Origin of the sequence: Streptomyces albospinus, from assembly GCF_014648695.1 — a bacterium.
GTDB classification, from domain to species: Bacteria; Actinomycetota; Actinomycetes; order Streptomycetales; family Streptomycetaceae; genus Streptomyces; species Streptomyces albospinus.
Map to the genome: position 1 here is coordinate 458,248 of NZ_BMRP01000001.1, position 26,639 is coordinate 484,886.

At 72.7% G+C, this 26,639-nt stretch carries 24 protein-coding genes; 14 read left to right on the forward strand and 10 right to left on the reverse strand.

Annotated elements, in window-relative coordinates; genetic code table 11:
* Positions 1–9: 9 nt before the first annotated feature.
* Together scy and mce are read right to left on the reverse strand one after the other, a co-directional pair.
* Positions 10–4,272: a polarized growth protein Scy gene (scy, locus tag IEZ17_RS02030; protein ID WP_189295656.1), complete on the reverse strand. Its 4,263-nt coding sequence runs from the start codon at positions 4,270–4,272 to the stop codon at positions 10–12.
* Between the two features lie 208 nt (positions 4,273–4,480).
* The gene (gene mce, locus IEZ17_RS02035) at positions 4,481–4,921 is read right to left on the reverse strand and encodes a methylmalonyl-CoA epimerase (protein ID WP_189295658.1); all 441 of its coding nucleotides are present in this window, start codon (positions 4,919–4,921) and stop codon (positions 4,481–4,483) included.
* Positions 4,922–5,085: 164 nt separating this feature from the next.
* Between mce and IEZ17_RS02040 the strand changes: the two genes are divergently transcribed.
* Complete coding sequence (locus tag IEZ17_RS02040) at positions 5,086–6,261, forward strand: acetyl-CoA C-acetyltransferase (RefSeq protein ID WP_189296206.1); 1,176 nt, start codon at positions 5,086–5,088, stop codon at positions 6,259–6,261.
* Between the two features lie 146 nt (positions 6,262–6,407).
* The gene (gene meaB, locus IEZ17_RS02045; RefSeq protein ID WP_189295660.1) at positions 6,408–7,367 is read left to right on the forward strand and encodes a methylmalonyl Co-A mutase-associated GTPase MeaB; all 960 of its coding nucleotides are present in this window, start codon (positions 6,408–6,410) and stop codon (positions 7,365–7,367) included.
* An 85-nt stretch (positions 7,368–7,452) separates the two neighbouring features.
* On the opposite strand, the gene IEZ17_RS02050 is transcribed toward meaB, so the two are convergent.
* The 4 genes from IEZ17_RS02050 to IEZ17_RS02065 all read right to left on the reverse strand — a co-directional run bounded on the left by IEZ17_RS02050 (position 7,453) and on the right by IEZ17_RS02065 (position 10,147).
* Positions 7,453–7,929 (reverse strand): MarR family winged helix-turn-helix transcriptional regulator, encoded by a 477-nt coding sequence (locus tag IEZ17_RS02050; protein ID WP_189295662.1) that lies wholly within the window; start codon positions 7,927–7,929, stop codon positions 7,453–7,455.
* Positions 7,930–8,055: 126 nt separating this feature from the next.
* Entirely contained in the window at positions 8,056–8,829 is a 774-nt protein-coding gene (locus IEZ17_RS02055; protein ID WP_189295664.1) for an AIM24 family protein, read from the reverse strand.
* Positions 8,826–9,509, reverse strand: a complete 684-nt coding sequence (locus IEZ17_RS02060) for an AIM24 family protein (RefSeq protein ID WP_189295666.1) — start codon at positions 9,507–9,509, stop codon at positions 8,826–8,828. The genes IEZ17_RS02055 and IEZ17_RS02060 overlap by 4 nt, the downstream gene beginning before the upstream one ends.
* Entirely contained in the window at positions 9,509–10,147 is a 639-nt protein-coding gene (locus IEZ17_RS02065) for an AIM24 family protein (RefSeq protein ID WP_189295668.1), read from the reverse strand. The genes IEZ17_RS02060 and IEZ17_RS02065 overlap by 1 nt, the downstream gene beginning before the upstream one ends.
* A gap of 205 nt (positions 10,148–10,352) precedes the next feature.
* Here IEZ17_RS02065 and IEZ17_RS02070 point away from each other — a divergent pair, with 205 nt between their 5' ends.
* Positions 10,353–10,703, forward strand: a complete 351-nt coding sequence (locus IEZ17_RS02070) for a DUF3817 domain-containing protein (RefSeq protein ID WP_189295671.1) — start codon at positions 10,353–10,355, stop codon at positions 10,701–10,703.
* The gene (locus tag IEZ17_RS02075) at positions 10,700–11,008 is read left to right on the forward strand and encodes an MTH1187 family thiamine-binding protein (RefSeq protein ID WP_189295673.1); all 309 of its coding nucleotides are present in this window, start codon (positions 10,700–10,702) and stop codon (positions 11,006–11,008) included. The genes IEZ17_RS02070 and IEZ17_RS02075 overlap by 4 nt, the downstream gene beginning before the upstream one ends.
* A gap of 58 nt (positions 11,009–11,066) precedes the next feature.
* On the opposite strand, the gene IEZ17_RS02080 is transcribed toward IEZ17_RS02075, so the two are convergent.
* Positions 11,067–12,053 carry an ArsR/SmtB family transcription factor gene (locus IEZ17_RS02080; RefSeq protein ID WP_189295675.1) on the reverse strand — a complete coding sequence of 329 codons (987 nt, stop codon included), beginning with the start codon at positions 12,051–12,053 and terminating at the stop codon, positions 11,067–11,069.
* Positions 12,054–12,132: 79 nt separating this feature from the next.
* Here IEZ17_RS02080 and IEZ17_RS02085 point away from each other — a divergent pair, with 79 nt between their 5' ends.
* From IEZ17_RS02085 to icmA, 4 genes are all read left to right on the forward strand, one after another.
* On the forward strand, positions 12,133–13,551 hold the full coding sequence (locus IEZ17_RS02085; protein ID WP_189295677.1) for an MFS transporter: 1,419 nt from the start codon (positions 12,133–12,135) through the stop codon (positions 13,549–13,551).
* 117 nt (positions 13,552–13,668) lie between these two features.
* Entirely contained in the window at positions 13,669–14,181 is a 513-nt protein-coding gene (locus tag IEZ17_RS02090; RefSeq protein ID WP_189295680.1) for a MarR family winged helix-turn-helix transcriptional regulator, read from the forward strand.
* Between the two features lie 140 nt (positions 14,182–14,321).
* Complete coding sequence (locus tag IEZ17_RS02095) at positions 14,322–14,654, forward strand: DUF3817 domain-containing protein (protein ID WP_189295682.1); 333 nt, start codon at positions 14,322–14,324, stop codon at positions 14,652–14,654.
* A gap of 278 nt (positions 14,655–14,932) precedes the next feature.
* On the forward strand, positions 14,933–16,633 hold the full coding sequence (gene icmA, locus IEZ17_RS02100) for a coenzyme B12-dependent isobutyryl-CoA mutase large subunit (RefSeq protein ID WP_189295684.1): 1,701 nt from the start codon (positions 14,933–14,935) through the stop codon (positions 16,631–16,633).
* A 106-nt stretch (positions 16,634–16,739) separates the two neighbouring features.
* Here the strand turns inward: icmA and IEZ17_RS02105 are convergent, their stop codons facing one another.
* Together IEZ17_RS02105 and IEZ17_RS02110 are read right to left on the reverse strand one after the other, a co-directional pair.
* Positions 16,740–18,137 (reverse strand): HAMP domain-containing sensor histidine kinase, encoded by a 1,398-nt coding sequence (locus IEZ17_RS02105; RefSeq protein ID WP_189295686.1) that lies wholly within the window; start codon positions 18,135–18,137, stop codon positions 16,740–16,742.
* Positions 18,134–18,889, reverse strand: a complete 756-nt coding sequence (locus IEZ17_RS02110; protein ID WP_229851682.1) for a response regulator transcription factor — start codon at positions 18,887–18,889, stop codon at positions 18,134–18,136. Before IEZ17_RS02110 ends, IEZ17_RS02105 begins: the two co-directional genes overlap by 4 nt.
* A 63-nt stretch (positions 18,890–18,952) precedes the next feature.
* Between IEZ17_RS02110 and IEZ17_RS02115 the strand changes: the two genes are divergently transcribed.
* Together IEZ17_RS02115 and IEZ17_RS02120 are read left to right on the forward strand one after the other, a co-directional pair.
* Entirely contained in the window at positions 18,953–20,161 is a 1,209-nt protein-coding gene (locus IEZ17_RS02115) for a UDP-N-acetylglucosamine--N-acetylmuramyl-(pentapeptide) pyrophosphoryl-undecaprenol N-acetylglucosamine transferase (RefSeq protein WP_229851684.1), read from the forward strand.
* Positions 20,158–21,198, forward strand: a complete 1,041-nt coding sequence (locus IEZ17_RS02120) for a GDP-mannose 4,6-dehydratase (RefSeq protein WP_189295688.1) — start codon at positions 20,158–20,160, stop codon at positions 21,196–21,198. The genes IEZ17_RS02115 and IEZ17_RS02120 overlap by 4 nt, the downstream gene beginning before the upstream one ends.
* Before the next feature lie 23 nt (positions 21,199–21,221).
* Here IEZ17_RS02120 and IEZ17_RS02125 read toward each other — a convergent pair whose 3' ends face one another.
* The gene (locus IEZ17_RS02125; protein WP_229851687.1) at positions 21,222–21,857 is read right to left on the reverse strand and encodes a TetR/AcrR family transcriptional regulator; all 636 of its coding nucleotides are present in this window, start codon (positions 21,855–21,857) and stop codon (positions 21,222–21,224) included.
* Between the two features lie 396 nt (positions 21,858–22,253).
* On the opposite strand from IEZ17_RS02125, the gene IEZ17_RS02130 reads away from it, so the two are divergent.
* The 4 genes from IEZ17_RS02130 to IEZ17_RS02145 all read left to right on the forward strand — a co-directional run bounded on the left by IEZ17_RS02130 (position 22,254) and on the right by IEZ17_RS02145 (position 26,602).
* On the forward strand, positions 22,254–23,222 hold the full coding sequence (locus tag IEZ17_RS02130; RefSeq protein WP_189295692.1) for a tetratricopeptide repeat protein: 969 nt from the start codon (positions 22,254–22,256) through the stop codon (positions 23,220–23,222).
* Between the two features lie 644 nt (positions 23,223–23,866).
* Positions 23,867–24,484 carry a DUF6230 family protein gene (locus tag IEZ17_RS02135; protein WP_189295694.1) on the forward strand — a complete coding sequence of 206 codons (618 nt, stop codon included), beginning with the start codon at positions 23,867–23,869 and terminating at the stop codon, positions 24,482–24,484.
* Positions 24,485–24,798: 314 nt separating this feature from the next.
* Positions 24,799–25,362, forward strand: a complete 564-nt coding sequence (locus IEZ17_RS02140; RefSeq protein WP_189295696.1) for a DUF6114 domain-containing protein — start codon at positions 24,799–24,801, stop codon at positions 25,360–25,362.
* Positions 25,352–26,602: a hypothetical protein gene (locus IEZ17_RS02145; RefSeq protein ID WP_189295698.1), complete on the forward strand. Its 1,251-nt coding sequence runs from the start codon at positions 25,352–25,354 to the stop codon at positions 26,600–26,602. Before IEZ17_RS02140 ends, IEZ17_RS02145 begins: the two co-directional genes overlap by 11 nt.
* Positions 26,603–26,639 lie beyond the last annotated feature (37 nt).

Genomic DNA, 26,639 nt, shown 5'->3' on the forward strand with positions numbered 1-26,639 from the left:
TTTGAGTGGCTACCCTTCGGACTGCTTGCCACTCGAACGAGTTGCGCCCGCTCCCGCGGCGGCCTTCACACCCCCGCCCTTGCCGTCCGCGCCCCCTGCGGGGGCCTCGAACGACTCCAGCGCCTCCAGAACGTCCTGAACTCGGGAGATTTCGGCGTTGATGTCCTCGCGGCGGCGCACCAGGACCTCCAGCTCGTGCTTGCCCTCCTCCACGATCCGGGTGGCCTCCTGCTCGGCCTCCGTACGCATCCGCTCCGCGTCGCGCACCGCCTCGGCCTTCTTGTTCTCGGCCTCCTTGATGAGGCCCTCGGCCTTCTTGACCGCCGAGATCCGGACCTTGCTCGCCTCGCTGTTCGCGTCGGACATCATCCGGTCGGCCTTCTCCTCGGCCTCCACCTGCTGCGCGGTGGCCTGCGCGATGAGCTTGTCGACCCGCTCGCCGGCGTTCTTCATCGTCTCCGCCGACTCCCGGCGGGCCCGTTCGTGCAGCTCCTCGACCTCGGACTCGATGCGCACCCGCAGCTCCTCGGCGCGCTCCCTTATGGCCGTGGCGTCCCCGCGAGCCTCGCTCAGCAGCGTGTCGGCGTCCGTACGGGCCTTCTCCACCCGCGCGTTGCCGTCGTTCGTCGCCTCCCGGACGATCCGCTCGGCCTCCTTGCGGGCGGCCCCGACCATCGTGTCGGCCTGCTCCTCGGCGCCGGTGGCCGTCTTCAGCGCCTCCTCCTGAGCCTTGGCCATGAGCTGGTCGGCCTGCTCGGCGGCGTCGCCGCGGCGCTTGGCCGCGTCCTTGCGGGCCTCGTCCAGCAGCCGGTCGGCCTCCTCCTGTGCCTCGGTCCTGGTCCGCTCGGCAGCCGCCTCGGCGTCCTCCCGGACCTTCGCGGACTCGCTGCGGGTGCGGGTGGCGTGCTCCTGCGCGGCGGCGACCGTCTCGGCCGCCTCGGTGCGCAGCCGGTCCGCCTCCGCGGTGGCCGTGGCGATCATCCGGTCCGCCTGCTCGCGGGCGTCCGCCCGGGTGCGGTCCGCCTCCCGCTCGGCGTCCGCGGTCCGCTCCGCCGCCTCCGAACGCAGCCGCTCGGCCTCGCCGGCGGCCTCCGCCACCAGCTCGTCGGCCTGGGTCGCGGCGTCCGCACGCGTCTTGTTGGCCGCCTTGCGCGCCTCGTCGCCGGTGCGCTCCGCGTCCGTACGGGCGCTCTCCAGCACCTCGGCGGCCTCGGCCCGCAGCCGCTCGGCGGCGTCGGTGGCCTCCGCGACCATCGTCTGCGCCTGCTGCTCGCCCTCCGCGCGCAGCCGGTCGGCGGCCTCCTGGCCCTCCCGGACGGCACGGTCCGCGTCGTCCTGCGCCGAAGACGTCAGCTCGGTGGCCTCGGTGACGATCCGTTCTGCCTCCGTGCGCGCCTCGGCGACCAGCCGGTCGGCCTGCTCGGCGGCGTCCGACCGCATCCGGTTCGCGTCGTCCCGTGCATCGGCCCGGGTCCGCGCCGCGTCCTGCTCCGCCGACGCCAGCGCGTCCGACGCGTCGGTACGCAGCTGCTGCGCCTTCGCCGTGGCGTCCGCGACCAGCTTGTCGGCCTGTGCGGTGGCTTCGGTGACGAGCCGGTCGGCCTGTTCGGCGGCTTCGGTGCGGGCGGCGTTGGCGTCCCGCCGGGCCTCGTCCAGGACGTCCGCGGCCTCGGTCCGCAGCCGCTCGGCCTCCTCGATGGCCTCCGAAACCGTCCGCTCCGCAAGGGACTTCGCGGCCTCCGACGACTCCTGCGCGTCCCGCCGCACCCGCGCCGCGTCCTCCGACGCGCGCTCGCGCTCGGCATAGGCGTCCGCGCGGACCCGGTCGGCCTCCTCCTGCGCCTCGGACCTGGTCCGCTCGGCGGCGTGCTCGGCCGCCGAACGCAGCCCGGCGATCTCCTCGCCGGCCTGCTCGTGCAGCCCCGCGACCGCGTCGCGCACCTGCTGCGCGGTCTGCTCGGCCGCCGCCACCAGCTCGCCGGCCCGCCGGTCCGCCTCCTCGACCAGCCGCTCGGCCTCCGCCTGCGCCTCGCTCACCCGCGTACGGGCCGACGCCAGCAGCTCCTCGCTCTGCTCCCGCGCCGCGGTGCGCTCCTGGTGGGCCTCCTCGCGGGCCTCGCCCAGCAGCTGCTCGGCCTCCCGGCGCCGCCGCGCGGCCTCCTCCTGGGCCTCGGCGAGCGCCTGCGCCGCCTCCGTGCCGGTGCGCTCCGCGGCAGCCGCCGCCTCCGCACGCACCCGGTCCGCGGTCTCCTGCGCCTCCGCCTTCAGCCGCTCCGCCTCGGCGGACGCCTCGCCGCGCAGCCGTACGGACACCGCCTCGGCCTCGGAACGTGCTGCCGAGGCGTCCTCGGCGGCCTCCGCGCGCAGCCGCTCGGTCTCCTCCTCGGCCTGCTGCGCCAGCGACCGCCGGCGCTCCGCGGCCTCCGCCTTGAGCCGGGCCGCCTCCTCCTGCGTCTCCCGGCGCAGCTGCTCGGCCTCCGCGCGGGCCTCGCGCAGCGCCTCCTCGGCGGCGGCGACCCGGTCCTCGGCCTCGCCGCGCAGCCGGTCCAGTTCGGCCTGCGCCTCGGCCCGCCGCTCCTCGGTGGCCTCCTCGGCCTCCGCGCGCAGCGCCGCGGCGCTCTTCTCCGCCTCGGACGTCAGCTCCTCGGCGGCCTGGGTGCCCTCCAGCAGCAGCTGTTCGGCCTCCGCACGGGCCCGCTCCAGCGCCTCCTCGGCCTGCCGGCGCAGCCCCGAGGCCCGCTCGATGGCCTCCGTCCGCACCCGCTCGCTCTCCGCGACCGCGCCCGAACGGGTCTCCTCGGCACCGGACTTGGCCTTGGCCAGCAGCTCCTCGGCGGTACCGGCCGCCTCCTCGATCTGCTGAACGGCCTCCCGGCGCGCCTCACCGCGGATCCGCTCGCCCTCGGCGACCGCGTCCGCCCGCAGCTGCTCCGCCTCGCCGCGCAGCCGCCGTGCCTCCTCCTGGAGTTCGACGGTCTTGGCGCGGTACTCCTTGGTGTCGTCCTTCGCCGCGCCCTTGAGCTGCGCCGCGGTGTCGTGCGCCTCCTCGCGCAGCCGGTCCGCCTCGGACTCGGCCTCCCTGCGGAGCCGTTCGGCTTCCTCGGCGGCGGCCTTCGTGGTGGCCTTGGCGTCCTCGGACGCCTTGGTCAGCACCTCCTCGGCGGTCCGCGCCGCCTTCGCCAGCTGCGCCGCGGAATCCTCCGCCACCTTGGACCGCGCGGAGTCCTGCGCCTCGGCGAGCAGCCGATCGGACTCCGCCCGCGCGTCCGCCCGCAGTTGCTCGGCCTCCGCCTTGAGCGCCTCGGCCTCCTTGGTGGCCTCCCCCACCAGCCGGGCGATCTCCGCCTTGGCCGTACGGGTGCGCTGCTCGTTCTCCGACTCGGTGGCCGACAGCCGCTTGGTGGCGGACTGCTGCGCCTCCTCGACCAGCTTCTCCGCCTCGGCGCGCGCCTCGCGCAGCGCGGTGTCCGCCTCCTTGACCCGGGCCTCGGCGGTACGGGTCAGCTCCGCGGCCTGCCGGCGGGCCTCCTCCGACTCGCTGCCGGCCGTGGTGCGCAGCTGCTCGGCCTGGTCGGTGGCCTCCTGGGCCTGGTTGGAGGCGGCGTTCAGCAGCCGCTCGGCGTCCGTACGCGCCCGGCGCAGGATGGATTCCGCTTCGGCCCGGGCCTCTTCGGCCTCGGTGCCCAGCCGCTCGCGGGCCCGCTCGGCCAGCCGCTGCGCCTCGGCGCGCGCGGACGCCAGCGCCTGCTCGGCCTCCGCCCGGGACTCCTCCATCAGGCGGCGGGCCTGCGACTCCGTACGGGCGCGCAGCTGCTCGGCCCAGGCGACGTTCTCGTTGACGTGCGATTCGACGGTCTGGCGGCGCTCGTTGAGCTCCTCGTCCAGCCGCTGCCGGCGGCCGACCGCCTCGGAGTGCAGCTCGGCCTCCAGCCGGGCCTGCCGCTCGGCCTGCTCCTGGAGCAGCCGCTGGGTCTGCGCCCGCGCCTCGCGCAGCTCCCGCTCGGCGTCCGAACGCAGCTGGTCGGCCTGGATCTGCGCGTTGCGCAGCAGCTGTTCGGCCTGGTGGCTGATGTTGTCGTAGGCAGGGCGGGTCGCGAGGTTGCGGCGCGCCTCGTGGAGCTTGGCGCGCAACACCTCGACCTGATAGCCGAGGTCGTCGGCGTGCTGGACGGCCTTGTCCCGCTCGGTCTTCAGCCGCTCCATCTCGGCTTCGAACTGAGAGAGGTGGTCGGCCTCAGCCCACTTACGCTCCTGGCGTTCGTTGCCCCGCACTGCGCGGTCCCATCCGTCCCCTGGTCATGGTGGCGGCCGGCTCCGGTCCTGCAATGCGCGTCCCGTACACGTCCTGTCGTACCCGACTCGCACCCATCGGAGCTGACCCTTCCGAAGAAATGGTGTCAGATCATCGGCAGAGTATGGACCGAGCCCCATTCCCGTACCCCGGCCGAAGCTGCACTCTACCGGCCGGGGAAGGCGAAGGTCAGTGGTCAGTCGCGGCGGGGGGCGCTGCGGTGACGAGTTCGGTGAGTACGCCGTGGCAGTCCTTGGGGTGCAGGAAGGTGATCCGCGAGCCCATCGAACCCGTCCTGGGCTCGTCGTAGAGGACCCGGACGCCCTTGTTCCGGATGGCGTCGGAGGCCCCGTCGACATCGGCCGTACCGAACGCGATGTGGTGCACGCCCTCGCCGTTCTTGGCCAGCCACTTGCCGACCGCGGAGTCCTCGCGGGTGGGCTCCAGCAGCTGGAGATAGGACGCCCCGCCGTCCGACGTCTCGTTGATTTTGAGCATGGCCTCCCGAACGCCCTGCTCCTCGTTGACCTCGGAATGGAACACCTCGAAGCCATACGTGGCACGGTAGAACTCGACGGTCTTGTCGAGGTCGAAACAGGCGATCCCGATGTGGTCGATTCGCGTCAGCATGGCTCCAGTGCACCCCCCGCACGGCTGGTTACGCAACGTGCGCGCGATCACACTTGCTTGCCGGTGACCCGGCGGCTACCCCTCAGTACATTGACGGGAACCCTCGTTAACTTCCCTGCAAAGGAAGGCCGCACCGTATGTCTGCAAACAACGGCACCACCTCAGTGATCGTGGCCGGAGCGCGTACCCCCATGGGCCGGCTCCTGGGGTCCCTGCGGACCTTCTCCGGCGCCGACCTCGGCGGCGTGGCCATCAAGGCGGCGCTGGACCGGGCCGGTATCGGCGGCGACCAGGTGCAGTACGTGATCATGGGCCAGGTGCTCCAGGCCGGGGCGGGGCAGATCCCGGCGCGCCAGGCCGCGGTCAAGGCCGGCATCCCCATGAACGTCCCCGCGCTGACCGTCAACAAGGTCTGCCTCTCCGGCCTCGACGCGATCGCGCTGGCCGACCAGCTCATCCGCGCGGGCGAGTTCGACGTCGTCGTCGCCGGCGGCCAGGAGTCCATGACCAACGCCCCGCACCTGCTGCCGAAGTCCCGCGAGGGCTTCAAGTACGGCGCGGTGGAGATGCTCGACGCGATGGCGCACGACGGCCTCACGGACGCCTTCGAGAACATCGCGATGGGCGAGTCGACCGAGAAGCACAACACCCGCCTCGGCATCGGCCGCCCCGAGCAGGACGAGATCGCCGCGCTCTCCCACCAGCGGGCCGCCGCCGCGCAGAAGAACGGCCTGTTCGAGGCCGAGATCACCCCCGTGGAGATCCCGCAGCGCAAGGGCGACCCGGTCATCTTCAGCAAGGACGAGGGCATCCGCGGCGAGACCACGGCCGAGTCGCTCGGCAAGCTGCGGCCGGCCTTCGCCAAGGACGGCACGATCACCGCGGGCACCTCCTCGCAGATCTCCGACGGCGCCGCCGCGGTGGTCGTCATGAGCAAGGCCAAGGCCGAGGAGCTGGGCCTGGAGTGGATCGCCGAGATCGGCGCGCACGGCAATGTCGCGGGCCCCGACAACTCCCTCCAGTCGCAGCCGTCCAACGCGATCAACCACGCCCTCGGCAAGGAGGGCCTGGCCGTCGAGGATCTCGACCTGATCGAGATCAACGAGGCGTTCGCGGCGGTCGCCGTGCAGTCAATGAAGGATCTGGGGGTTTCCCCGGAAAAGGTGAATGTCAACGGTGGCGCGATCGCGCTGGGGCACCCGATCGGCATGTCCGGCGCCCGTATCGTGCTGCACCTCGCGCTGGAGCTGCGGCGGCGCGGCGGCGGCGTGGGTGCGGCGGCGCTGTGCGGCGGCGGCGGCCAGGGCGATGCGCTGATCATCCGGGTACCGGGTAAGTAAGCGATCCGCGCGGAGCGGGTACGGGAAGGAGTCCTCGCGTACGGGGTACGGGAGGACTGCCTTCGCGAACCGGCGCACCGGGCGCGGAAGCGAGCGCGTACGGGCGGGCCGGACGCGGACGAGCGAGCCGAAGGAGCCGAGCGGCGATGGTGGACGTCCCCCAGCTGGTGGAACAGGCCCGGCAGGGCCGGCCGAGGGCGGTGGCCCGGCTGATCTCCCTCGTCGAGGGGGCGGCGCCGGAGCTGCGCGAGGTGATGGCGGCGCTGGCGCCGCTGACCGGTGGTGCGTACGTGGTCGGGCTGACCGGCTCGCCCGGCGTCGGGAAGTCCACCACGACGTCCGCGCTGGTGACCGCGTACCGCAAGGCGGGCAAACGGGTCGGCGTGCTCGCCGTCGACCCGTCGTCGCCGTTCTCCGGGGGCGCGCTGCTCGGCGACCGGGTGCGGATGAGCGAGCACGCGTCGGATCCGGGCGTCTACATCCGCTCGATGGCCACCCGCGGCCATCTGGGCGGGCTGGCGTGGGCGGCGCCGCAGGCGATCCGGGTGCTGGACGCGGCGGGCTGCGACGTGGTGCTGGTCGAGACGGTCGGCGTCGGGCAGTCGGAGGTGGAGATCGCCTCCCAGGCCGACACCAGCGTGGTGCTGCTGGCGCCCGGGATGGGCGACGGGATCCAGGCCGCGAAGGCGGGCATCCTGGAGATCGGCGACGTCTACGTGGTCAACAAGGCCGACCGGGACGGCGCGGACGCCACCGCGCGGGAGCTCAACCACATGCTGGGGCTGGGCGAGGCGCGGGCGCCCGGCGACTGGCGGCCCCCGATCGTGAAGACGGTGGCGGCGCGCGGTGAGGGCGTCGACGAGGTCGTCGAGGCGCTGGAGAAGCACCGGGCCTGGATGGAGGAGCACGGCGTCCTCGCGCAGCGGCGGCTCGCGCGGGCGGCCCGCGAGGTCGAGACGATCGCGGTCACCGCGCTGCGGTCGCGGATCGGGGACCTGTCGGGCGACCGCCATGTGGACGCGCTGGCCGAGCGCATCGTGGCGGGCGAGACGGACCCGTACCGGGCGGCGGACGAACTGGTGGCGGGCCTGACGTCGGGGGAGTGACCCGGACCCGGCGGCCCGCTGCGGTCGCGGTCCGGTCGCGGGCCGGCGCTCCCAGGGCGCCGGCCCGCGACCGGATCCGCCGTTGCTACAGCGCGCTGCGCCGCTCGCGGAGGTGTTCGGCGACGGGGGTGAGGGAGGTGCGGAGGGCTTCGAGGTCTTCGGAGGCGAAGAGGTCGATGAAGTGCCTGCGGACCGAGGCGACATGGTGCGGGGCGACCCGGCGCATGGTGTCCCAGCCCTCGTCCGTGAGGACGGCGTAGAGGCCGCGGCGGTCCGATTCGCAGCTCTCGCGGCGTACCAGCCCGGCGTTCTCCATGCGCGTGATCTGGTGCGAGAGGCGGCTCTTGGACTGGAGGGTGCTGGCGGCCAGGTCGCTCATCCGCAGCCGGCGGTCCTCGGCCTCGGAGAGGTTGACGAGGATCTCGTAGTCGTTGTTCGTCAGGCCGAACGGCTGGAGGTCGCGCTCCAGTTGGTGCATCAGCAGTCTGCTGACGTCCAGATGAGTGCGCCAGGCACGCTGCTCCTGGTCGGTCAGCCAGGGGGTGTCGCTGTCGGTCGTCATGGATGAATTCTACCCGTGAAAGTTGAATAGTAAATTAATCATGGCAGTGGTGTGGCGTGACAGACACCGGCCGGCCGGGACCGGGCGTTGGTCAGACGTTCGAGGTCACCGTCCGCAGACTACCGTTCACAGCCCGAAGCGGCGCTGGAGCCCCCGGAGGTTGCCGGGAAGCTGCGGCAGTTGTGAGCCACTTTGCGGAACGTGGCCGCCGTCGCCCGGTATGCCGTCCTCCTCCGGCAGTGCGCCGGTCGCCAGTTCCGGCACGATCCGTTCGGTCGACTGGAGCAGGACCGTTCCGGCGCCGGTGAACTCGAATTGGTGCTCCTCGCCCGAGACGCCGCCGAAACCGGTGTGCGCACGCAGCCCGCCCAGGAATCCCCGCAGGTACCGGTGGTCGTAGTGGTGGCACGGGGAGGGGCAGTCGGCCCAGCCGACGAGGGCCTGGGGGTCGACGCGGATCGGCGGCTCGACGAAGACCACGGGGCCGTTGGAGGCGGCGACGAACTTCCCGGTGCCGATGAGGGTGAGGAAGCCGGGGATGATCGACTGCTTCAGCGACAGAGATGGCTGAAAGGCGAGCACGTTGCCGGAGCGAATAGTGAGGTTGCCCTCATCCAGGTCGTAGGAATTCACGTCGAAGGACCGGTCGGCGAGCAGCATCTTTCCCCGGCCCTCGGCGACGACCCAGTCCGCGGCGTGCAGTGGCGAATGGAAACTGCCGGCGATGAGGCGGTCGAGGCGGCCGTGCCCGATGCCGTGGAAGTCGATCTGCCCGTAGTAGGCGATCATCTTCCCCTTCTGGAGGAACCACCGGCCGTCGAGGTCGACGCTGAAGGCGTAGGGATTGACGTTGTCGTCGGCGGGGAGGGAGTGGACGTCGTGGACGACGGGACCGGTCACAGCTTCTCCTCCGACGCCTGTACGTAGACGGTGCCCTGGCCCGACAGTTCCAGCTGGAAGGCCTCGCCCGAGCCGCGGCCGATCATCTCGCGCCAACCGAGCGCGGCGGATAGCCGGTTGCGGACCTCGCCGCGGTGCGCGACATACGCCTGCGGGTCGACGTGGACCGGGCGCTGCGGGGTGATCGGCAGCTCGATGACGCCGCCGTGCGCCATCACGGCGACCGAGCCGTGGCCCTGGAGGGTGGTGGTGAACAGGCCCTGGCCGGTGACCTGCCCGCGCACCATGCCCATCACCCCGCCCTGGGAGCCCATGAACATGGTGCCCTGGGAGAGCGAGCCGTCGAAGGCCAGGAGGCGGTCGGCCTCCACGTAGAGCGTCTCGCCGGTGAGGTCGACGACATGGACGTGGTGGCCGCCGTGCCCGAACATCACCGTCGCGGTGGGGGTACCTCCCTGGTCATCAAGACCTTGGGGGACCTCCACGGTCATCAAGGGCGTGGCCTCGCCGGCGATCCGGCGGCCGATCATGGAGCCGACGCCGCCCTGGCCGCCCTGGACGTTCGGGGTGAAGCGCACCTCGCCGCGGTAGGCGAGCATCGCGCCGCGCTGGCTGAACATCCGCTGCCCGGGAGCGATCGTGGCCTCCACCATGCGGGAGTTGAGGGCCGTGAACGGCATCAGACGTCACCGCCCACGGTGGTGCGCTCGCTGGGCTGCACGTAGACCAGGCCCTCGCCCTCGAAGCGGATCTGGAACGCCTCGCCGGAGCCCTCGCCGATGAACGTGCGGAAGTTCACTCCGGACTGGAAGTGCTGCCTGAGGTCCCCGGTGTGCGCGACATACGCCCCGGGGTCGACCTGGAGCGGGTACTGCTGCGTGACCCGCAGCACCACCGCCGGGCCGTCGGAGGTGATCGCCGCCTGGCCGTGGCCCTCGACGGTGGTGGTGAACAGGCCGTTGCCCTGCGAGGCGCCGCGCAGGCCGGTGAAGGTCGTGCCCGTCCGCAGCGCGGCGTCCGTGCACAGCAGGTTGCCCGCCTCCACGTACAGCTTCTCGCCCTGGAGCCGGACGAGGTTGATCTCGCACGCGCGGTCCGCGAAATAGCAGGTGCCCTCGCCCTTCGCCTCCATCACGGCCATCTGCTCGCCGGTCAGCCGCCGGGTGACCATGCCGCGCAGCCCCTCGCCGCCGCCGGTCATCTTCTTGAACGCCATCCGGCCCTCGTACGCGACCATCGCACCGTTCTTCGCCCGGACGGCGTCGCCCGTCATGTCGACGGCGAGCACCTTGCTCCCCTGGAGCCGAAACTGAGCCACGGCCCCGACGGTATCCGCCCGGGGCGGCGCGGGGCAGGGCTTTTGTCCCGGACGTTCCCCCGACATCCCCCTGATCGCCCCCCGAGTCCGGGCCCCGACCCGGGCGCGGTGATCGCCGGGGCGGCTGTAACAATGGGGCGGATGCTTGTGAACTCTTGCACAAGCATCGCTGCTTGCCTCCCCCCTCCGCCCGAACGAGGTTCCCGTGGACATCAAGACCGCCGCCGCCCTGCACCGACTGCGCCTGGCATCCATTCCGGAGGCGCTCTCCTTCCCGGCGCTGCTGATATTCGGCACCGGATTCAAGCTGTTCCTCCACTACGACGCGCTGGTGTTCCCGCTCGGCATGCTGCACGGGGTCCTGTTCACCATCGTCGTGGTGCTGCTGCTGGACGCCTGGAACCGCACCAAGTGGCCCTGGAAGCGCGCGGCCTTCTTCTTCGTCCTGGCCATCGTCCCGTTCGGCGGCCTGTACGCGGACAAGGTGCTCAAGCGCGAGGAAGAGGCAAGCGTGATCGCCGCCCGCGCCCGCAAGGAAGGGGTCGTGAACGCATGATCGTCGCCTTCTCCGTGAGCCCGCTGGGCGTCGGCGAGGACGTCGGCGAGTACGTCGCCGACGCCGTCCGGGTCGTCCGCGACTCCGGGCTGCCCAACCGCACGGACGCCATGTTCACCTCCATCGAGGGCGAGTGGGACGAGGTCATGGACGTCGTCAAGCGCGCCGTCGCCGCCGTCGAGGCGCGCTCCGGGCGGGTCTCGCTGGTCCTGAAGGCCGACATCCGGCCGGGCGTGACCGACGGGCTGACCTCGAAGGTCGAAACCGTCGAACGGCACCTGGCCCAGGACACCCGGAGCTCCTGAAGCCCGGAGCTCCTGTAGTCCGGGCCTCCTGGCGGACGCCCGCGACGGGGCCGCCCCGTCAGCCGCCCGCGGCCAGCGCGATGCCCAGCGGCGTCCGCTCGTAGAGCACCTGATGCCCGTGCCGGCGCGAGGTCAGCAGACCGGCCTCGCGCAGCACGGACAGATGCGCCGACACGGACGACGCGGCCAGCCCGAGCCGGTGCGCCAGCGCCGAGGTCGTCGCCGGTGCGTCCAGGGCGGCCAGCACCGCGGCCCGGTTGGCGCCCAGCAGCCGCGCCAGCGCCGGGCCGGCCGCCGGGCCCTGCCACAGCCCGCCGATCCCGCGCGCCGGATAGATCACGGTCGGCTGCCACGGCGGATCGAAGCCGCTCACCACGTCCGGCCACACGAAGACGCTCGGCAGCAGCAGCACCCCGCGCCCGTCCAGGTCCTGCATCTGCACGAAGTCCGTACGGGTGCGGACCGAGAGCGTGCCGTCCGACCAGGACAGCCGCGGATGCAGATCGGCGAACAGCCGGTGCAGCCCGCCGTCCGCCAACTGCCGCGACCGGTAGGCGATTTCGGCCTCCAGCAGGGCCCGCAGCCGGGGCCAGTCCGGGGCCAGCAGGGCGTGCCAGGCCCGCTCGGTGGCATCCGCCAGCTCCTGGACGGCCCGCTCCGGGTCGGCCAGCGCCGCCCGGCCACGCGCCGATTGCGCGGCCCCCGGCGTACAGGCCAGCGACTTGGCCATCTCGGCGCGCGCCAGCGCCGGATCGGTGGCCCGCAGGCGCGCCAGCTCCGCCGCGAAGTCCGCCAGCGGTACGTCCGGCGGCCGGCCCAGGAAATCGGGGGTGTACCCGGGCCGCGGGGAGGGCACGAACAGCCACACCGGCGACAGGTCCAGCCCGGCCACCCGCTCCCGCATCCGCCGCAGCCACGGCAGGTGATAGCCGTGCCGGTCGGCCCGCCGCAGGGTCCGCAGCGCCTCATGGGTCTCGCACAGCGGCGAGATCGCGAACCGGATACGCAGCAGATCGTCGGCCCCGAAATGCAGGTCCAGCGGCACGGCCGGGCCCTCCCCTCCCCAGGATTCGGCTCCGGCCGAAACACTACGGCGGGCCGGCCGGCCCCGGCACGCTGACGTCATGCCTTCCCCCTCCGGGCCCGAACAACCGGGCCGCGCTCCCGCCTGCCCGCCGCCCCCCGGCGCGGGCGCACCGGGCCGCGGCCCGGTCCGCCGGGGCTACCGTGCGGTCTTCGCCGTGACGGAGTTCCGCTACGTCTTCGCCGCGCACCTGCTGTCCTCCCTGGGCGTGGTCGTCTGCGAGATCGCGCTCTCCGTCCTGGTCTTCCGGCTGACCGGCTCACCGCTGCTCAGCGCCCTGACCTTCGCGCTGGGGCTGCTGCCGTACGTCCTCGGCGGCACCCTGCTGTCGGCCGTCGCCGACCGTCCCCAAGCTCTCAACTTCGTTCGAGCAGGGGAGACCCCGATCCCGTCCCGACGGCGGGTGCTGGTCCTGTGCGACGCGCTGTGCGCGCCGGCCGCGGCGGCCATGGCGCTGCCCGGTGTCCCGGTGGCGGTGCTGCTCGCGCTGCGCTGTGTGATCGCGGCCGTCGCGCCGGTCTTCGCCGGGACCCGCGCCGGGACGCTCGGCGAGATCCTCGGCGAGGGCGATCCGTTCGTCCTGGGGCGCTCGCTGATCCGGATCGTCAACCAGGGCGCGCAGCTGGCCGGTTTCGCCGCCGGGGGGCTGCTGCTGACCGCCGTCCCTCCGGGCGCGGTGCTCGGCATCACCGCCGGCACCTTCGCCTGCTCGGCCCTGCTGCTGCGGCTGGGCACCGCCGCCCGCCCGGCGCGGGGGGCGAGTCGGCGCGGAGCGCCGTCTTCTGGGGGTGGAGGTCGGGTGACGGGAGGGCGGGCCCGCGGTGCGCTGCTGGACGCCTCCTTGGCGGGCACCCGGCGGCTGCTCGCCGACCGGCGGATCCGGGCGCTGCTGCTGCTCGGCTGGGTGCCGCCGGCGGTCGTGGTCGTCCCCGAGGCGCTGCTCGTCCCCTACGGGGACCTCCTGGGCACCGGGCCGGCCGGAGCGGGGCTGCTGATGTGCAGCATGCCCATCGGGGCGGTGGCCGCCGAAACCCTGGTCGGGTCCTTCCTCGGGCCGCGGGCGCGCGCCCGGCTGACGTTCCCCATGGGAGTGTTCGCGGTGCTGCCGTCCCTCGGGTTCGCCGCCCGGCCGTCGCTCGGCTGGGCCGTGCTCCTGCTGGTGCTGACCGGCACCTCGATCTCGTACAACTTCGGGGTCGACCGGTGGTTCGCCGCCGCGGTCCCCGACGGGCTGCTGGGGCAGGCGATGACGGTGATGCAGGCGGGCCGCATGACGATCATGGGGGTGGCGATGGGACTGGCCGGGGTGGCCGCCGACCACGCGCCGCTCCCGGTGGTGATGCCGGCCGCTGGGGTGGTGGGCGGGGTGTGCGTCCTCGCCGTGATCGCCGAGGTACGGCGCTCCGGAGCGCGGCCGGGGACCGGGCCGCGGCGTGCGGAACGCGCCCGGACCGCCTGACCGCCGTGCCGCTACGGCCCCCGGAACGCCGGGCCCGCGACGGCCGGGGGCCACTCCATGAGACCGAAAACTGAGACAGGGCTGACCAGCATGTGACCGCCGGGTAGGGTCGGAGACGTGCCCAAGCCGCTCAGCCTTGCCTTCGACCCCATTGCGCGCGCCGACGAACTGTGGCGGCAGCGCTGGGGCTCCGTCCCCTCGATGGCCGCGATCACGTCCATCATGCGGGCCCAGCAGATCCTGCTCTCCGAGGTCGATGCGGTGGTCAAGCCGTACGGGCTGACCTTCGCGCGCTACGAGGCACTGGTGCTGTTGACCTTCTCCAAGGCGGGCGAGCTGCCGATGTCGAAGATCGGCGAGCGGCTGATGGTGCACCCCACCTCGGTCACCAACACCGTCGACCGGCTCGTGAGGTCCGGCCTGGTCGCCAAGCGCCCGAACCCGAACGACGGACGGGGCACCCTGGCGTCCATCACGGACAAGGGGCGCGAGGTGTGCGACGCGGCCACCCGCGATCTGATGGCGATGGACTTCGGGCTCGGGGTGTACGACGCCGACGAGTGCGCCGAGATCTTCGCGATGCTGCGCCCGCTGCGGGTGGCGGCCGACGATTTCGAGGACCAGGGCTGAGGCTGCCAAGCAGGGTCACCGCGGGCCGGCGCGCCGGTGCCCCGCGTCCGCGGGGGCCCGCGAAGGGCTCTCACCTGGTACCGGGCGGTTGCGTGGTCCCCGCGTCCGCGGGGGTTTTCCGGGCGGTTACGCTCGTACCCATGAAATCCAGCGTGCTGACCCGCTACCGGGTGATGGCCTACGTCACCGCCGTGATGCTGCTCGTGCTCTGCGCCTGCATGGTTTTCAAGTACGGCTTCGGGATGGGCAAGGACCTGACCCTCGTCGTCGCCCAGGTCCACGGCGTGCTCTACATCATCTACCTGGTCTTCGCCTTCGACCTGGGCTCCAAGGCGCGCTGGCCGTTCGCGAAGCTGCTGTGGGTGCTGGTCTCCGGCACGATCCCCACCGCCGCGTTCTTCGTCGAGCGCAAGGTCGTCCGCGAGGTCGAGCCGCTGCTGGCGGACGCCGCGCCGGAGCCGGTCGAGGCCTGACGGGTCCGCCGCGGCCGGCGCGCGCCCCGACGCGCCGCCCGCCGCCCGCCGGTCCCGCTCCTGGGGCCGGTACGGCCGGTTGGGTCCGCTACGGCCGGTCGATCCGATGCGTTCCCCACGCGCCTCTCCCGTTTCCCGGAGGGGCGCGTTTGCGCTGCTCAGGCCCGGGGGAAGGCCCGGTCCGGGGGCCCGCGCAACCCTTAGGGGACCGCCCCTGACCCGGAATCCGGGGCGCCAGCCATCGACAGGTACTAGGACGTCCTAGTAAATTCGTGGGTATGGACGCTGACGCGATCGAAGAGGGCCGCCGCCGCTGGCAGGCCCGGTACGACTCCGCCCGGAAGCGCGATGCGGACTTCAGCACGCTCTCGGGCGATCCCGTCGAGCCGGTCTACGGGCCGCGGCCCGGCGATGCGGTCGAGGGTTTCGAGCGGATCGGTTGGCCGGGCGAGTACCCCTTCACGCGTGGGCTGTATCCGACCGGCTACCGCGGCCGTACGTGGACCATCCGCCAGTTCGCCGGCTTCGGCAACGCCGAGCAGACCAACGAGCGGTACAAGATGATCCTCGACGCCGGCGGCGGCGGCCTCTCCGTCGCGTTCGACATGCCGACGCTGATGGGGCGGGACTCCGACGACCCGCGCTCGCTCGGCGAGGTCGGCCACTGCGGCGTGGCCATCGACTCGGCGGCCGACATGGAGGTCCTGTTCAAGGACATCCCGCTGGGGGACGTCACGACGTCCATGACGATCAGCGGCCCCGCGGTGCCGGTCTTCTGCATGTACCTCGTGGCCGCCGAGCGGCAGGGCGTCGATCCCGCGGTGCTGAACGGCACGCTCCAGACGGACATCTTCAAGGAGTACATCGCGCAGAAGGAGTGGCTGTTCCAGCCGGAGCCGCATCTGCGGCTGATCGGCGACCTGATGGAGCACTGCGCGCACGGCATCCCCGACTACAAGCCGCTGTCCGTCTCCGGCTACCACATCCGGGAGGCCGGGGCGACGGCCGCCCAGGAGCTGGCCTACACCCTGGCGGACGGTTTCGGGTACGTCGAGCTGGGCCTCTCCCGCGGCCTGGACGTCAACAGGTTCGCGCCCGGCCTGTCCTTCTTCTTCGACGCCCATCTGGACTTCTTCGAGGAGATCGCCAAGTTCCGCGCCGCGCGCCGGATCTGGGCCCGCTGGATGCGGGACGTCTACGGCGCCACGAGCGAGAAGGCGCAGTGGCTGCGGTTCCACACCCAGACCGCGGGCGTGTCGCTGACCGCCCAGCAGCCGTACAACAACGTCGTACGGACCGCCGTGGAGGCGCTGGCGGCGGTGCTCGGCGGCACCAACTCGCTGCACACCAACGCCCTGGACGAGACGCTGGCGCTGCCCAGCGAGCAGGCGGCGGAGATCGCGCTCCGTACGCAGCAGGTGCTGATGGAGGAGATCGGGGTCGCCAATGTCGCGGACCCGCTGGGCGGTTCGTGGTTCATAGAGGCGCTGACCGACCGCATCGAGGCGGACGCGGAGAAGATCTTCGCGCAGATAAAGGAGCGCGGGGCGCGCGCCGTGCCGGACGGGCAGCACCCGGTCGGCCCGATGACCTCCGGCATCCTGCGGGGCATCGAGGACGGCTGGTTCACCGGCGAGATCGCCGAATCCGCGTTCCGCTACCAACAGTCCCTGGAGAAGGGCGAGAAGAAGGTCGTCGGCGTCAACTGCCACGAGGGCTCGGTCACCGGCGACCTGGAGATCCTGCGGGTCAGCCACGAGGTCGAGCGCGAACAGGTGCGGGTGCTGGCGGAGCGCAAGGCGGCCCGGGACGACGCCCGGGTGGAGGCGTCGCTGAAGGCGATGCTCACCGCCGCGCGGAGCGGGGCGAACATGATCGAGCCGATGCTGGACGCCGTACGGGCCGAGGCGACGCTCGGCGAGATCTGCGGAGCGCTGCGCGACGAGTGGGGGGTCTACACCGAACCGGCCGGGTTCTGACGGAGTCCGGCGCGGCGGCCGGGTCGGTGACGGGGCCCGCTGACCCCTGACGCGGTCCCGCCGCCACGGCCGCGGGCCGCCGGTGGGCCCGCCACCGCGCCGCCCGTCACCCCGCCGGCATCCGCAGCCGGAAGAGCGCCCCGCCGCCCGGTGCCCGCTCCGCCGTCAGCTCGGCGCCGTGGGCCCGGGCGATCTGGCGGGCCATCGCCAGGCCGAGGCCCGAGCCGGGGAGGGCGCGGGCGGCCTGGGCGCGGAAGAAGCGGTCGAAGACGTGCGGCAGGTCCTCGGGGGCGATGCCGGGGCCGTGGTCGCGGACCGTCAGCTCCAACGCGCCGGGCACGGCGACCAGTTCGGTCTCCACGGGGCCGCCGGGCGGGGAGAACTTGGCGGCGTTGTCGAGGAGGTTGGAGAGCAGCCGGGTCAGGCGGGGCGGGACCCCGGGGAGGGTCGTCCCGGCCGCCGCGGGGTCGATGCGGCTGGTGAAGGTGATCTCCGGCCAGTGCTCGCGGGCCGCGGTGACCGCGTGCTCCAGGAGGGCGGCGGGGCGGACCTGCTCGACCAGTGGCTGGGGCTCCTCGTCGCGGGCGAGCTCGATGAGGTCGTTGACGAGGGTGGTGACCTCGCGGAGCTGGCGGCCCAGCGCGGCCGAGGCCCGGTCCCGCTGGGCGTCCGTCAGGCGGTCCGCGCGGGAGAGCAGTTCGGCGTTGGTGCGGAGCGCGGTCAGCGGGGTGCGCAGCTCGTGGGAGGCGTCGGCGACCAGCCGGCGCTGGGCGGTGACGGACTGCTCCAGTTCGCCGAGCATGGTGTTGAAGCTGGTGGCGAGCCGGGTGATCTCGTCCTCGTGGGTGTCCGGGCCGTCCGGCAGCTCGATGCGGTGGCGGGCGTCGCGGGTGGCGGCGATGCGCTCCGCGGTGGCGGTGAGCCGGGCGACCGGGGCCAGGCCCGTACGGGAGACCCAGTAGCCCAGGGCGGCGGCCAGCAGGACGCCCGCGCCGCCGACCACGGACAGGGCCCAGGCGGCCTGGCGGACGCCGCTGTCGACGGTGTCGGAGCGGAGCGCCACCTGGAGCGCCAGGTCCTTGTGCGGGAGGTGCCTGGTGAACATCCGGACGGGGCGCCCGGCGACGGTGAGGTCGGTGTAGTAGGCGGGGTGCTGCCCGGCGGCCACCTCGCGGGTGGTGGCCGAGACGGGCAGGGCGTACGGGCCGCGGGCGTCCTTGCGGGGGTCGGCGGGGACGATCTGGACGCAGGCGGCGGCCGGGTACTGGCAGGAGGCGTCGCCCGCGATCGGGCCCCAGTCGCGGATGCGCTGGAGCTGCTGGGTGGCCGTCTGCCCCAGGCTGAGGTTGAGCTGGCGGTTCATCTGGTGGCGGATGACGAGGAACGCGGCGGCGCAGACCCCCACCGCGACCAGCGCCACCGCCGCGGAGGCGGCCAGCGCCAGGCGGGTGCGCAGCGGGCGGCGGCGGATCCAGCGCCCGCCCAGCCGGCGGCGGCCGGTCATGCGCCCTCCGCCCGGTCCAGGCGGTAGCCGATGCCGTGCACGGTGTGCACCAGGCGGGGCTCGCCGCCCGCCTCCAGCTTCCGGCGCAGATAACCGACGTACACGGCGAGGGAGTTGGAGTCGGGGCCGAAGTCGCGGCCCCAGACGCGCTCCAGGATCACCTCGCGCGGCAGCACCTGTCCGGGGTGGAGCAGCAGCAGTTCCAGCAGGGCGTACTCGGTGCGGCTGAACTCCAGTGGCCGGCCGCCGCGGTGGCCGGTGCGGGTCGCGGCGTCGACGACCAGATCGCCGTAGGAGAGCCGGGTGTCGTCGGCGGCGGGGGCCGCGGCCCGGCGCAGCAGGGCCCGGATGCGGGCGATCAGCTCGTCCAGGGCGAAGGGCTTGACCAGGTAGTCGTCGGCGCCCGCGTCCAGGCCGTCGACGCGCTCGCTGACCGAGTCCAGGGCGGTCAGCACGAGGATCGGGGTGCGGTCGTCCAGGGCGCGCAGCCGGCGGCAGACCGCCAGGCCGTCCAGTACCGGCATCATCACGTCGAGGACGATGGCGTCGGGCTGCCAGGCGGCGACCTCGGAGAGCGCGGCCAGGCCGTCGGCGGCGCCGCGTACCGCGTAGCCCTCGACGGCGAGACCGTCCGATACGGCGGCGCGGACCTCCGGTTCGTCGTCGACGACCAGGATCCTCGGGGCGGCGGACGGGGACGGGGTGTTCCCGGATGCGGTGGGTGCGGATCCGGGCGGTGGCGGAGTGGGCATGGACACAGGCTCCCAAACACCCGTCTTAGAACCTTCTTAGGGCTGCGGGCGAGCGTGGCGGCCATGCGCACACCACTCTCGGTCGTGATCGGTGCGGGCGGCACCGGCGGCCATATCTATCCCGGACTCGCCCTCGCGGACGCGCTCCGCCGGGCCGAGCCCGACGCGGTGATCTCCTTCGTCGGCACCGAACGCGGCCTGGAGACCCGGCTCATCCCGGATGCCGGATACCGGCTGCACACCGTCGACATGATTCCCTTCGACCCGGCGCTGGGCGCCCGGCGCTATCTGCTGCCGGCCGCGCTCCTGAAGTCCGGTGCCCAGTGCCGGGCCATTCTCAAGGAGCAGGGCGCCCAGGTCGCGGTCGGGATGGGCGGCTATCCCAGCGCCCCGGTGATCGTCGGGGCCCGGATGGCCGGGCTGCCGAGCCTGATCCACGAGTCCAACGCGGTACCGGGCCGGGCCAACCGGTTCGCCGCCCGGCTCACCCCGCACCTCGCCCTCGCCTTCGACCGCAGCCGCCCCCATCTGGCCGGCGGCGAGCGGGCGGAGACGGTGGGGATGCCGCTGGTCGGGCCGCTGGCCGGGCTGGACCGGGCCGCGCTGCGGCCGGCCGCCCGGCAGGCGCTGGGCATCCCGGAGGGCGCGCGGCTGCTGCTGGTCAACGGCGGCAGCCTGGGCGCCGCCCGGCTCACCGAGGCCGCCGTGGGCCTCGCGGCCCGCTACCGGGCGCGGGGGGATCTGCGGCTGCTGATCAAGACCGGTCCGGCGGCGCTGGACGACACCCGGGCGCGGCTGGCGGCGAACGGCGGTGCCGCGGTCGCCGAGGCGGTGCCGTACCTGGACCGGATGGATCTGGCGTACGCGGCGGCCGACCTGGTGGTCTGCCGGGCCGGTTCGGCGACCGTCGCGGAGCTGGCCACCATCGGGATGCCCGCCGTCCTGGTCCCGTATCCGCATGCGCCCGGCGACCACCAGACGCACAACGCGCGGGTGCTCTCCGACGCCGGGGCGGCGCTGCTGCTGTCCGACGCGGAGACCTCCGCGGAGCGGCTGGACGGGCTGGTCACCCCGCTCCTCGACGACCCCGGCCGGCTCGCCGCGATGGGCGCTGCGGCCGACCCCGGCACCCATGCGCGCGCCGCCGACCTGCTGGCCGCCAAGGCCCTGGCGCTGGCCGGCCGTCCGCACCACCCGGCCCACGACGGCCCCACCCACGACGGCCCCACCACCCGCTACCCCAACCCCCTGAACCTGAAGGAGTCCGCATGACCACCAGCAACAGCAGCACCACGACCACCGCCGGCGGCAGCACCGCGCAGCAGTGGGCCGGCCGCCGGGTCCTGGTCACCGGGGCCGAGGGGTTCATCGGCTCGACGCTGGTCGATCTGCTGGTCGAGGCGGGCGCCGAGGTGCGCGCCTTCGTCCACTACAAGCCGTATGCCGAGAAGGGCAATCTGGCCCGCTACCTGGCGCCCGGCAGCCCGGTCGAGATGATCGCCGGCGACGTCCGGGACGCGGGCCGGGTGATGGACGCCGTCGCGGGCTGCGACACGGTCTTCCACCTGGCCGCGCTGATCGGCATCCCCTACAGCTACGACTCGCCCGGCGCGTATGTGCAGACCAACGTGGTGGGCACCGAGAACATCGCCGAGGCGTGCCGCCGGCACGGCGTGCGGCGGCTGGTCCACACCTCCACCAGCGAGGTCTACGGCACCGCGCGGACCGCCCCGATCAGCGAGGAGCACCCGCTCCAGCCGCAGTCGCCCTACTCCGCCTCGAAGATCGGCGCGGACATGATGGCGCTGTCGCACTGGCACGCCTTCGAGCTGCCGGTGACGGTGGTCCGCCCGTTCAACACCTACGGTCCCCGCCAGTCCGCGCGCGCCGTGATCCCGACGATCCTGGCCCAACTCCACTCCGGCGCCCGGCAGATCAAGCTCGGCTCGCTCACCCCGACCCGGGACTTCACCTACGTCACCGACACCGCGGCCGGGTTCCTGGCGCTGGCCGACTGCGACCGGGCGCTGGGGCAGGTCGTCAACCTCGGCAGCGGCCGGGAGATCGCCATCGGGGCGCTGGCCGAGGCGCTGATCGCGGCCTCCGGGCGCACGGCCGAGGTGGTGGTGGACCGTACGCGGCTGCGGCCGTCGGGCAGTGAGGTGGAGCGGCTGCTTTCGGACAACTCCCGCGCGCGGCAGTGGGCGTCGTGGGAGCCGCAGGTTCCGCTGAAGGAGGGGCTGGAGCGGACCTCGGAGTGGGTCGCGGACCATCTGCACCTGTTCCGCGCGGAGCGCTACCAGGTCTGACCGGCCCGGCAGGTGACGGCGCGTCAGCCCAGGCCGCCGAGGCCGGTCAGCAGCAGCGTCGAGAACTGGTGGGCCCAGGCGGCGTCCACCGGTTCGGCGCTGACCAGGGTGCGGTGCACGATCGCGCCGGCGATCACGTCGAAGATCAGCCCGACGGCCTGGGAGGCGGCCAGCGCGCCCTCCGGGCCGGGGGTGTCGGGCGGCAGTTCGCCGCGCTGCTGGGCGCGTTCCCGGCCCAGCAGCACCAGCCGCTTCTGCCGGTCGACGATCGCCGACCGGATCCGCTCGCGCAGCGCGTCGTCGGTGGTCGACTCGGCGACCACGGCCATCAGCGCGGTCTTGGTCTCGGGCCGGGCGAGCAGCGCGCCGAACTGGAGCACCACGCCCTCGATATCGGCCTGGAGGCCGCCGCGGTCGGGGAGTTCCAGCTCGTCGAAGAGGACCGCGACCGCGTCCACGACCAGCTCGTTCTTGTTGGCCCAGCGCCGGTACAGGGTCGTCTTGGCCACGCCGGCGCGCACCGCGACCTCGCTCATGGTGAGCTTCCCCCAGCCCACGTCGACGAGCGCGGCACGGGTCGCGTCGAGGATCGCGCGGTCGGTCTCGACGCTGCGGGGGCGGCCCGTGCGGCCTTTCCGGGGACAGGGGGAGCGGTGCATGCGGGCGACCATACCGGCGGGTAAGGGGGCGGGCGGGGCGCGCCGTGAGGGAGATCACTCCACGGCGGCCGGGAACCGGTTGCCGGGCGGGGGCGGCTCCGAGTTACGCTACGACCCGTAGCGAAAGAGCGACACCACTGGCCGTGGGTGGGGACCCATGGCCGCGCACGCCGGCCCTCCTCGGGGCCGTACACCGGTCTTCCAGGGGACCGGGCCGGGCGCCGGTCCCCGAACGTACGCCGCACTCCGGCAGGGCGTACGGACGGGTGCGGAGCCCGCCGCCGGGTCCGGCCCGACCCGCCGGTCCCGGGTTTCCACGACGCTTTCCGGAACGTTCTCCGGACCGCTTTCCGGATCGCTTTCCGGAACCGGCCGCACAGGGGGGAGGATGGACTCATGCAGCCACGCAACATGTCCATGAGCGGAGTCGTCGATCTCGCAGCCGTGAAGGCGGCCGGCGAAGCGAAGCAGAAGGCGGAGCAGGCCCGTGCCGAGGCCGCCCGCACGGGCGCGGTGCCCGCGAGCGGTGCGCGCCTGGTGTTCGACGTCGACGAGGCGGGGTTCCAGCAGGACGTCCTCCAGCGTTCCACCGAGGTCCCGGTCGTCATCGACTTCTGGGCCGAGTGGTGCGAGCCGTGCAAGCAGTTGGGCCCGCTGCTGGAGCGCCTCGCGGCGGAGTACGCCGGCAAGTTCGTGCTGGCCAAGATCGACGTCGACGCCAACCAGATGCTGTTCCAGCAGTTCGGGGTGCAGGGTATCCCGGCGGTGTTCGCGGTCATCGCAGGCCAGCCGGTCCCGCTGTTCCAGGGTGCGGCCCCCGAGGCGCAGATCCGGCAGGTGCTGGACCAGCTGGTGCAGGCCGCCGAGCAGCAGTTCGGCATCGTGGGCGCGCCCGTCGACGCCGCGGCGGCCGAGGAGCAGGGTGCCGATGCGCCGGCCCCGGCCGGTCCGTACGACGCGGCGCTGACCGCGGCGAACGACGCGCTGGACTCCGGTGATCTGGGCGGCGCCGTCCGCGCGTACCAGAACGTCCTCTCCGACGACCCGGGCAACCCGGAGGCCAAGCTCGGCCTCGCGCAGGCCGAACTCCTCGCGCGGGTGCGGGACCTGGACGCGCAGGAGGTGCGCAGGGACGCCGCGGAGAACCCCTCCGACGTCGCGGCGCAGGTCCGGGCCGCGGACCTGGATCTGGTGGGCGGCCACGTCGAGGACGCCTTCGGCCGGCTGGTCGAGACGGTGAAGCGGACCGCCGGCGAGGACCGGGAGACCGCGCGGCTGCGGCTGCTGGAGCTGTTCGACGTCATCGGCGCGGACGACCCCCGGGTGACCAAGGCGCGTACGGCGCTGGCGCGCGTCCTGTTCTGAGCCGACCCGCCCTTACTCAACTGCTCCTTCCGTCCTGCCCGCTTCTGACCTGTACGAACCTGAAGCAGCTCCCGTGAGCCTGTCCGGCAAACGGAACCGCGGCCACGTTTTACCAAATCTTGGTAAGCGTGGCCGCTGTTACTTGGAGTAAGTCCAGGCGGCCCCCTTGTGGCGCTATGTCGGTAATTGCCCTATGTCCCCTCGTCGTTAGCGGCGACACTGGGTGCCCAGTTGATCTCGGTCCGTCGCGGCGTGGTTATCGGTCCGTTACCCGCAAGTAACGAGGGCCTTGTGCGGCGGGCGGGAATGCACGACGATCGGCCACGCTCGGTCCATTCCCGCAGCCCGGCATCCGGTCGGCGCCGCGGGGCACTTGGGTCCCCACCGAGTCGGCCGGCGGCAGTGGTGCCGGCCGTGGACAGGGGGGTCTCTGCCCCACACGGCAGGGCCTGTCCAGAGAGGTTGCGCGAGAGCGTGGCCAGTGGTTGTCGCTCGGGGGTGATCGCCGGTATTCGGAAACACGTTGTAACTCCGAGGACAGGCGCTCTCCTTCCCGAGGACGTAGCACTTCTCCCATCCCAGGTACGGCCGTCTCAACTGAGGCGGAGCGTCCCGGAGATGTACGTCCGAGAAGGAGGAAAGTCATGGAGTCCCTGGCTCGTGGCGGTACCAGATGGAAGCGGTTCGCCGTCGTCATGGTGCCGAGCGTGGCGGCCACCGCCGCCATCGGCGTGGCCCTCTCGCAGGGTGCGCTCGCGGCGTCGTTCAGCGTGTCCGGCCAGCAGTTCAAGGTCAGCACGGACCGACTGGACGGCACCGGCTTCGTTCAGTACGGAGCGGTCGACACCCAGAAGGGTGGCAAGAACGTTCCGGTGGCGGTCTCGGGGTTCTCGAACGCCAAGATCCACAACCTGTGCCAGTCCGTCGTCGTGCCGGTTCCGGTCTTCGGCGACGTGTCGATGAAGCTCCAGGCCGGCGGTGGCAGCCAGCCCGTGGAGGCCAAGAACCTCTACATCGACCTCGACCAGCTCAGCGCGGACGCGACCTTCAACAACATCAACATCGGTGTTGCCGCGGGTTCGACGTCCAAGGGTCCCGGTATGCACAAGGGCGACAAGGCGGACCCGGGCTCCTTCGCCCAGGAAGCCGACTCGGCCACCCTGACCCACGTCCAGCAGCGTGCCTGGGCCACCACGGCCGGTACGTTCAAGCTCAGCGGCCTGAAGATGAGCGTCGCCAAGGGCAAGAACGAGTGCTACTGACGCGCTGAGGCGTGCGGGTGCGGGGTGGAGCTGCGCGGCGAGAGCCGTTCCCCGTACCCGCGCGCCCGGTAGCGCCGGGCAGTACCCACTGATCCACCGACTTGCCAGTCCGAGGAGCCGTACGACATGAGCGAGCGGAGCGAGCGAATCATCAGGGGGATGCGCGCCTCGCGAATGCGAGGGCGAGCGAAGCGAGCTCTCGGCATGAGCGAGCGGACCATGGGGGTCCCTCCGGCCGGACGCTGGGGGAGAGTCAAGAACAGGCGCGCGCGGCACGACTTTTGCGGGCCCGCCGACCGCAAGGAGGCTGGTGCATGAGCGCCGAAACGCGATCAGGGCTGATCGAGATCCTCGGCCGGAAGCGGCTTGCGTTCCGGGAATGGCGCGGACACCGCCCGTTCTGGGGCGGCCTGCTGACTCTGCTGGCCGGCATACCGATCATGTACATCCCCTATGCGAACCTCACCATCGGTTCCCTGACCGTCCGCATGGCGACCACCGCCGGAGCAGGCTCGCTGATCATCGGCGTCCTGCTGGTGGTGCTCGGTCTGACCATGTGGTTCCAGCCGGCCTCGCGGGTCTTCGCGGGTGTCGCGGCGATTCTGCTCTCCCTGGTTTCCCTGGTCGTCTCGAACTTCGGCGCCTTCCTGATCGGCTTCCTGCTGGGGTTGATCGGCGGTGCGCTGGGTGTCTCCTGGGCACCGGGCAAGCCCGTGCAGAGCGCGGACGAGCCCGGTGAACCGGACCACATCGTCGGACCGGTGGTCGCCACGAACCCCGCTCCGGCGGCCGGCGGTCCCGGGTCGGGCAACGGACTGGACGACTTCTCAGGAACGAGCCCGACCAACGGAACGAACGGGAGGCACCGTGCCGGGTGACGAGCTGCACCAGGAGAACGCAGCCGCCGGGGCGAGATCCGGGCCGAGGCACGCGGCACCCAGAAAGCCGCTGCTGACTCGGCTGCATGTGCCCGCGGGCAAGGCCATCGCCATCGCGGCGATGCCGTCCGCCGTGCTCATGGGCATGGGGCTGACGCCCCAGATGGCGATAGCCAAGTCGGCGCCGCCCGAGAGCCCCTTCAAGGACGGTCCGTGCGTCACCGCCCCGGACAACTCCGGGCAGAGCGCCAAGGCCGACGATGCGAAGAGCAAGGACGGCAAGAGCACCGCCACGCCGTCCGCCAAGCCCTCCGCCTCGCCCTCGCCGTCCGCGAGCAAGGATGCGGGCACCAAGCCCGCCGCCACGCCGTCGGCCAAGCCGTCCGCCACCCCGAAGACCGAGGCGCCCTCGGGCTCCGCTACGCCGTCGCCGTCGGCCTCTTCGGACGGCGGGCTGCTCGGCGGTATCGGCGACGCGCTCGGCGGTCTCTTCGGCGTCCACAAGAAGGCCGATCAGCCGACGGCCTCGCCCAGTCCCTCGCCGTCCGCGTCCGCCACCAAGGCGCCGGCGCCGGCCCCGTCCACCCCCGCCGCCTCGTCGGCGGACTCCGGGCCCGGTCTGGACGAGGTCACCAAGCCGGTCACGGACGCCGTCAAGGACCCGTCGAAGGCGGTCAACGACACCACGCACGGCGTGGTGGGCACGGCCGACAACGCGGCCGGCGGCGCGCTGACCGGCAAGGACTCCAGCGGCAAGCAGGCGTACCCCTGCGTCGTCGAGAACAAGCAGAAGGGCAAGGACGAGCAGACGCCCGTCACCCTGCCGGACCTCCCGTGGCACCTGGAGTCCAGCGGGCTGACCCTGCGCGGTCTGAACTACGAGGGCGTCGTCAACGTCACGACGCAGAGCGGCCACGTCAAGCAGGCCCTGAAGTTCACCGCGGACAGCATCGACATCGGCGACCTGCACCAGATCGTCGACGACCCGTCGTCGGGCAAGCACTACCACGTGCGCTCGACCCCGGGTTCCACGTCGACCATCCGCGGCGGCAAGGTCACGCTGTACACCGAGCGGTTGCAGGGCAACCTCTTCGGGCTGATCCCGATCGTCTTCGATCCGGAGCACCCGCCGCCGCTCAACGTCCCGTACGCCTACTTCAGCAAGGTGAAGCTGGACCAGGCGGGCCAGTTCGGCGGCAATCTGCACGTCCCGGGCATGGCCGTGTCCATCGAGAACTGACCGGGGAACCACCCGGCCGGAATCTTCCGGGAGCCGC

What these genes read in the sequence shown, in the direction of transcription:
- mce (WP_189295658.1), bottom strand. Translation starts at nt 4,921, where the DNA reads ATGCTGACGCGAATCGACCACATCGGGATCGCCTGTTTCGACCTCGAC.
- meaB (WP_189295660.1), top strand. Translation starts at nt 6,408, where the DNA reads ATGGTGGACGTCCCCCAGCTGGTGGAACAGGCCCGGCAGGGCCGGCCG.
- IEZ17_RS02050 (WP_189295662.1), bottom strand. Translation starts at nt 7,929, where the DNA reads ATGACGACCGACAGCGACACCCCCTGGCTGACCGACCAGGAGCAGCGT.
- IEZ17_RS02060 (WP_189295666.1), bottom strand. Translation starts at nt 9,509, where the DNA reads ATGCCGTTCACGGCCCTCAACTCCCGCATGGTGGAGGCCACGATCGCT.
- IEZ17_RS02075 (WP_189295673.1), top strand. Translation starts at nt 10,700, where the DNA reads ATGATCGTCGCCTTCTCCGTGAGCCCGCTGGGCGTCGGCGAGGACGTC.
- IEZ17_RS02085 (WP_189295677.1), top strand. Translation starts at nt 12,133, where the DNA reads ATGCCTTCCCCCTCCGGGCCCGAACAACCGGGCCGCGCTCCCGCCTGC.
- IEZ17_RS02095 (WP_189295682.1), top strand. Translation starts at nt 14,322, where the DNA reads ATGAAATCCAGCGTGCTGACCCGCTACCGGGTGATGGCCTACGTCACC.
- icmA (WP_189295684.1), top strand. Translation starts at nt 14,933, where the DNA reads ATGGACGCTGACGCGATCGAAGAGGGCCGCCGCCGCTGGCAGGCCCGG.
- IEZ17_RS02105 (WP_189295686.1), bottom strand. Translation starts at nt 18,137, where the DNA reads ATGACCGGCCGCCGCCGGCTGGGCGGGCGCTGGATCCGCCGCCGCCCG.
- IEZ17_RS02110 (WP_229851682.1), bottom strand. Translation starts at nt 18,889, where the DNA reads ATGCCCACTCCGCCACCGCCCGGATCCGCACCCACCGCATCCGGGAAC.
- IEZ17_RS02115 (WP_229851684.1), top strand. Translation starts at nt 18,953, where the DNA reads ATGCGCACACCACTCTCGGTCGTGATCGGTGCGGGCGGCACCGGCGGC.
- IEZ17_RS02120 (WP_189295688.1), top strand. Translation starts at nt 20,158, where the DNA reads ATGACCACCAGCAACAGCAGCACCACGACCACCGCCGGCGGCAGCACC.
- IEZ17_RS02125 (WP_229851687.1), bottom strand. Translation starts at nt 21,857, where the DNA reads ATGCACCGCTCCCCCTGTCCCCGGAAAGGCCGCACGGGCCGCCCCCGC.
- IEZ17_RS02130 (WP_189295692.1), top strand. Translation starts at nt 22,254, where the DNA reads ATGCAGCCACGCAACATGTCCATGAGCGGAGTCGTCGATCTCGCAGCC.
- IEZ17_RS02135 (WP_189295694.1), top strand. Translation starts at nt 23,867, where the DNA reads ATGGAGTCCCTGGCTCGTGGCGGTACCAGATGGAAGCGGTTCGCCGTC.
- IEZ17_RS02140 (WP_189295696.1), top strand. Translation starts at nt 24,799, where the DNA reads ATGAGCGCCGAAACGCGATCAGGGCTGATCGAGATCCTCGGCCGGAAG.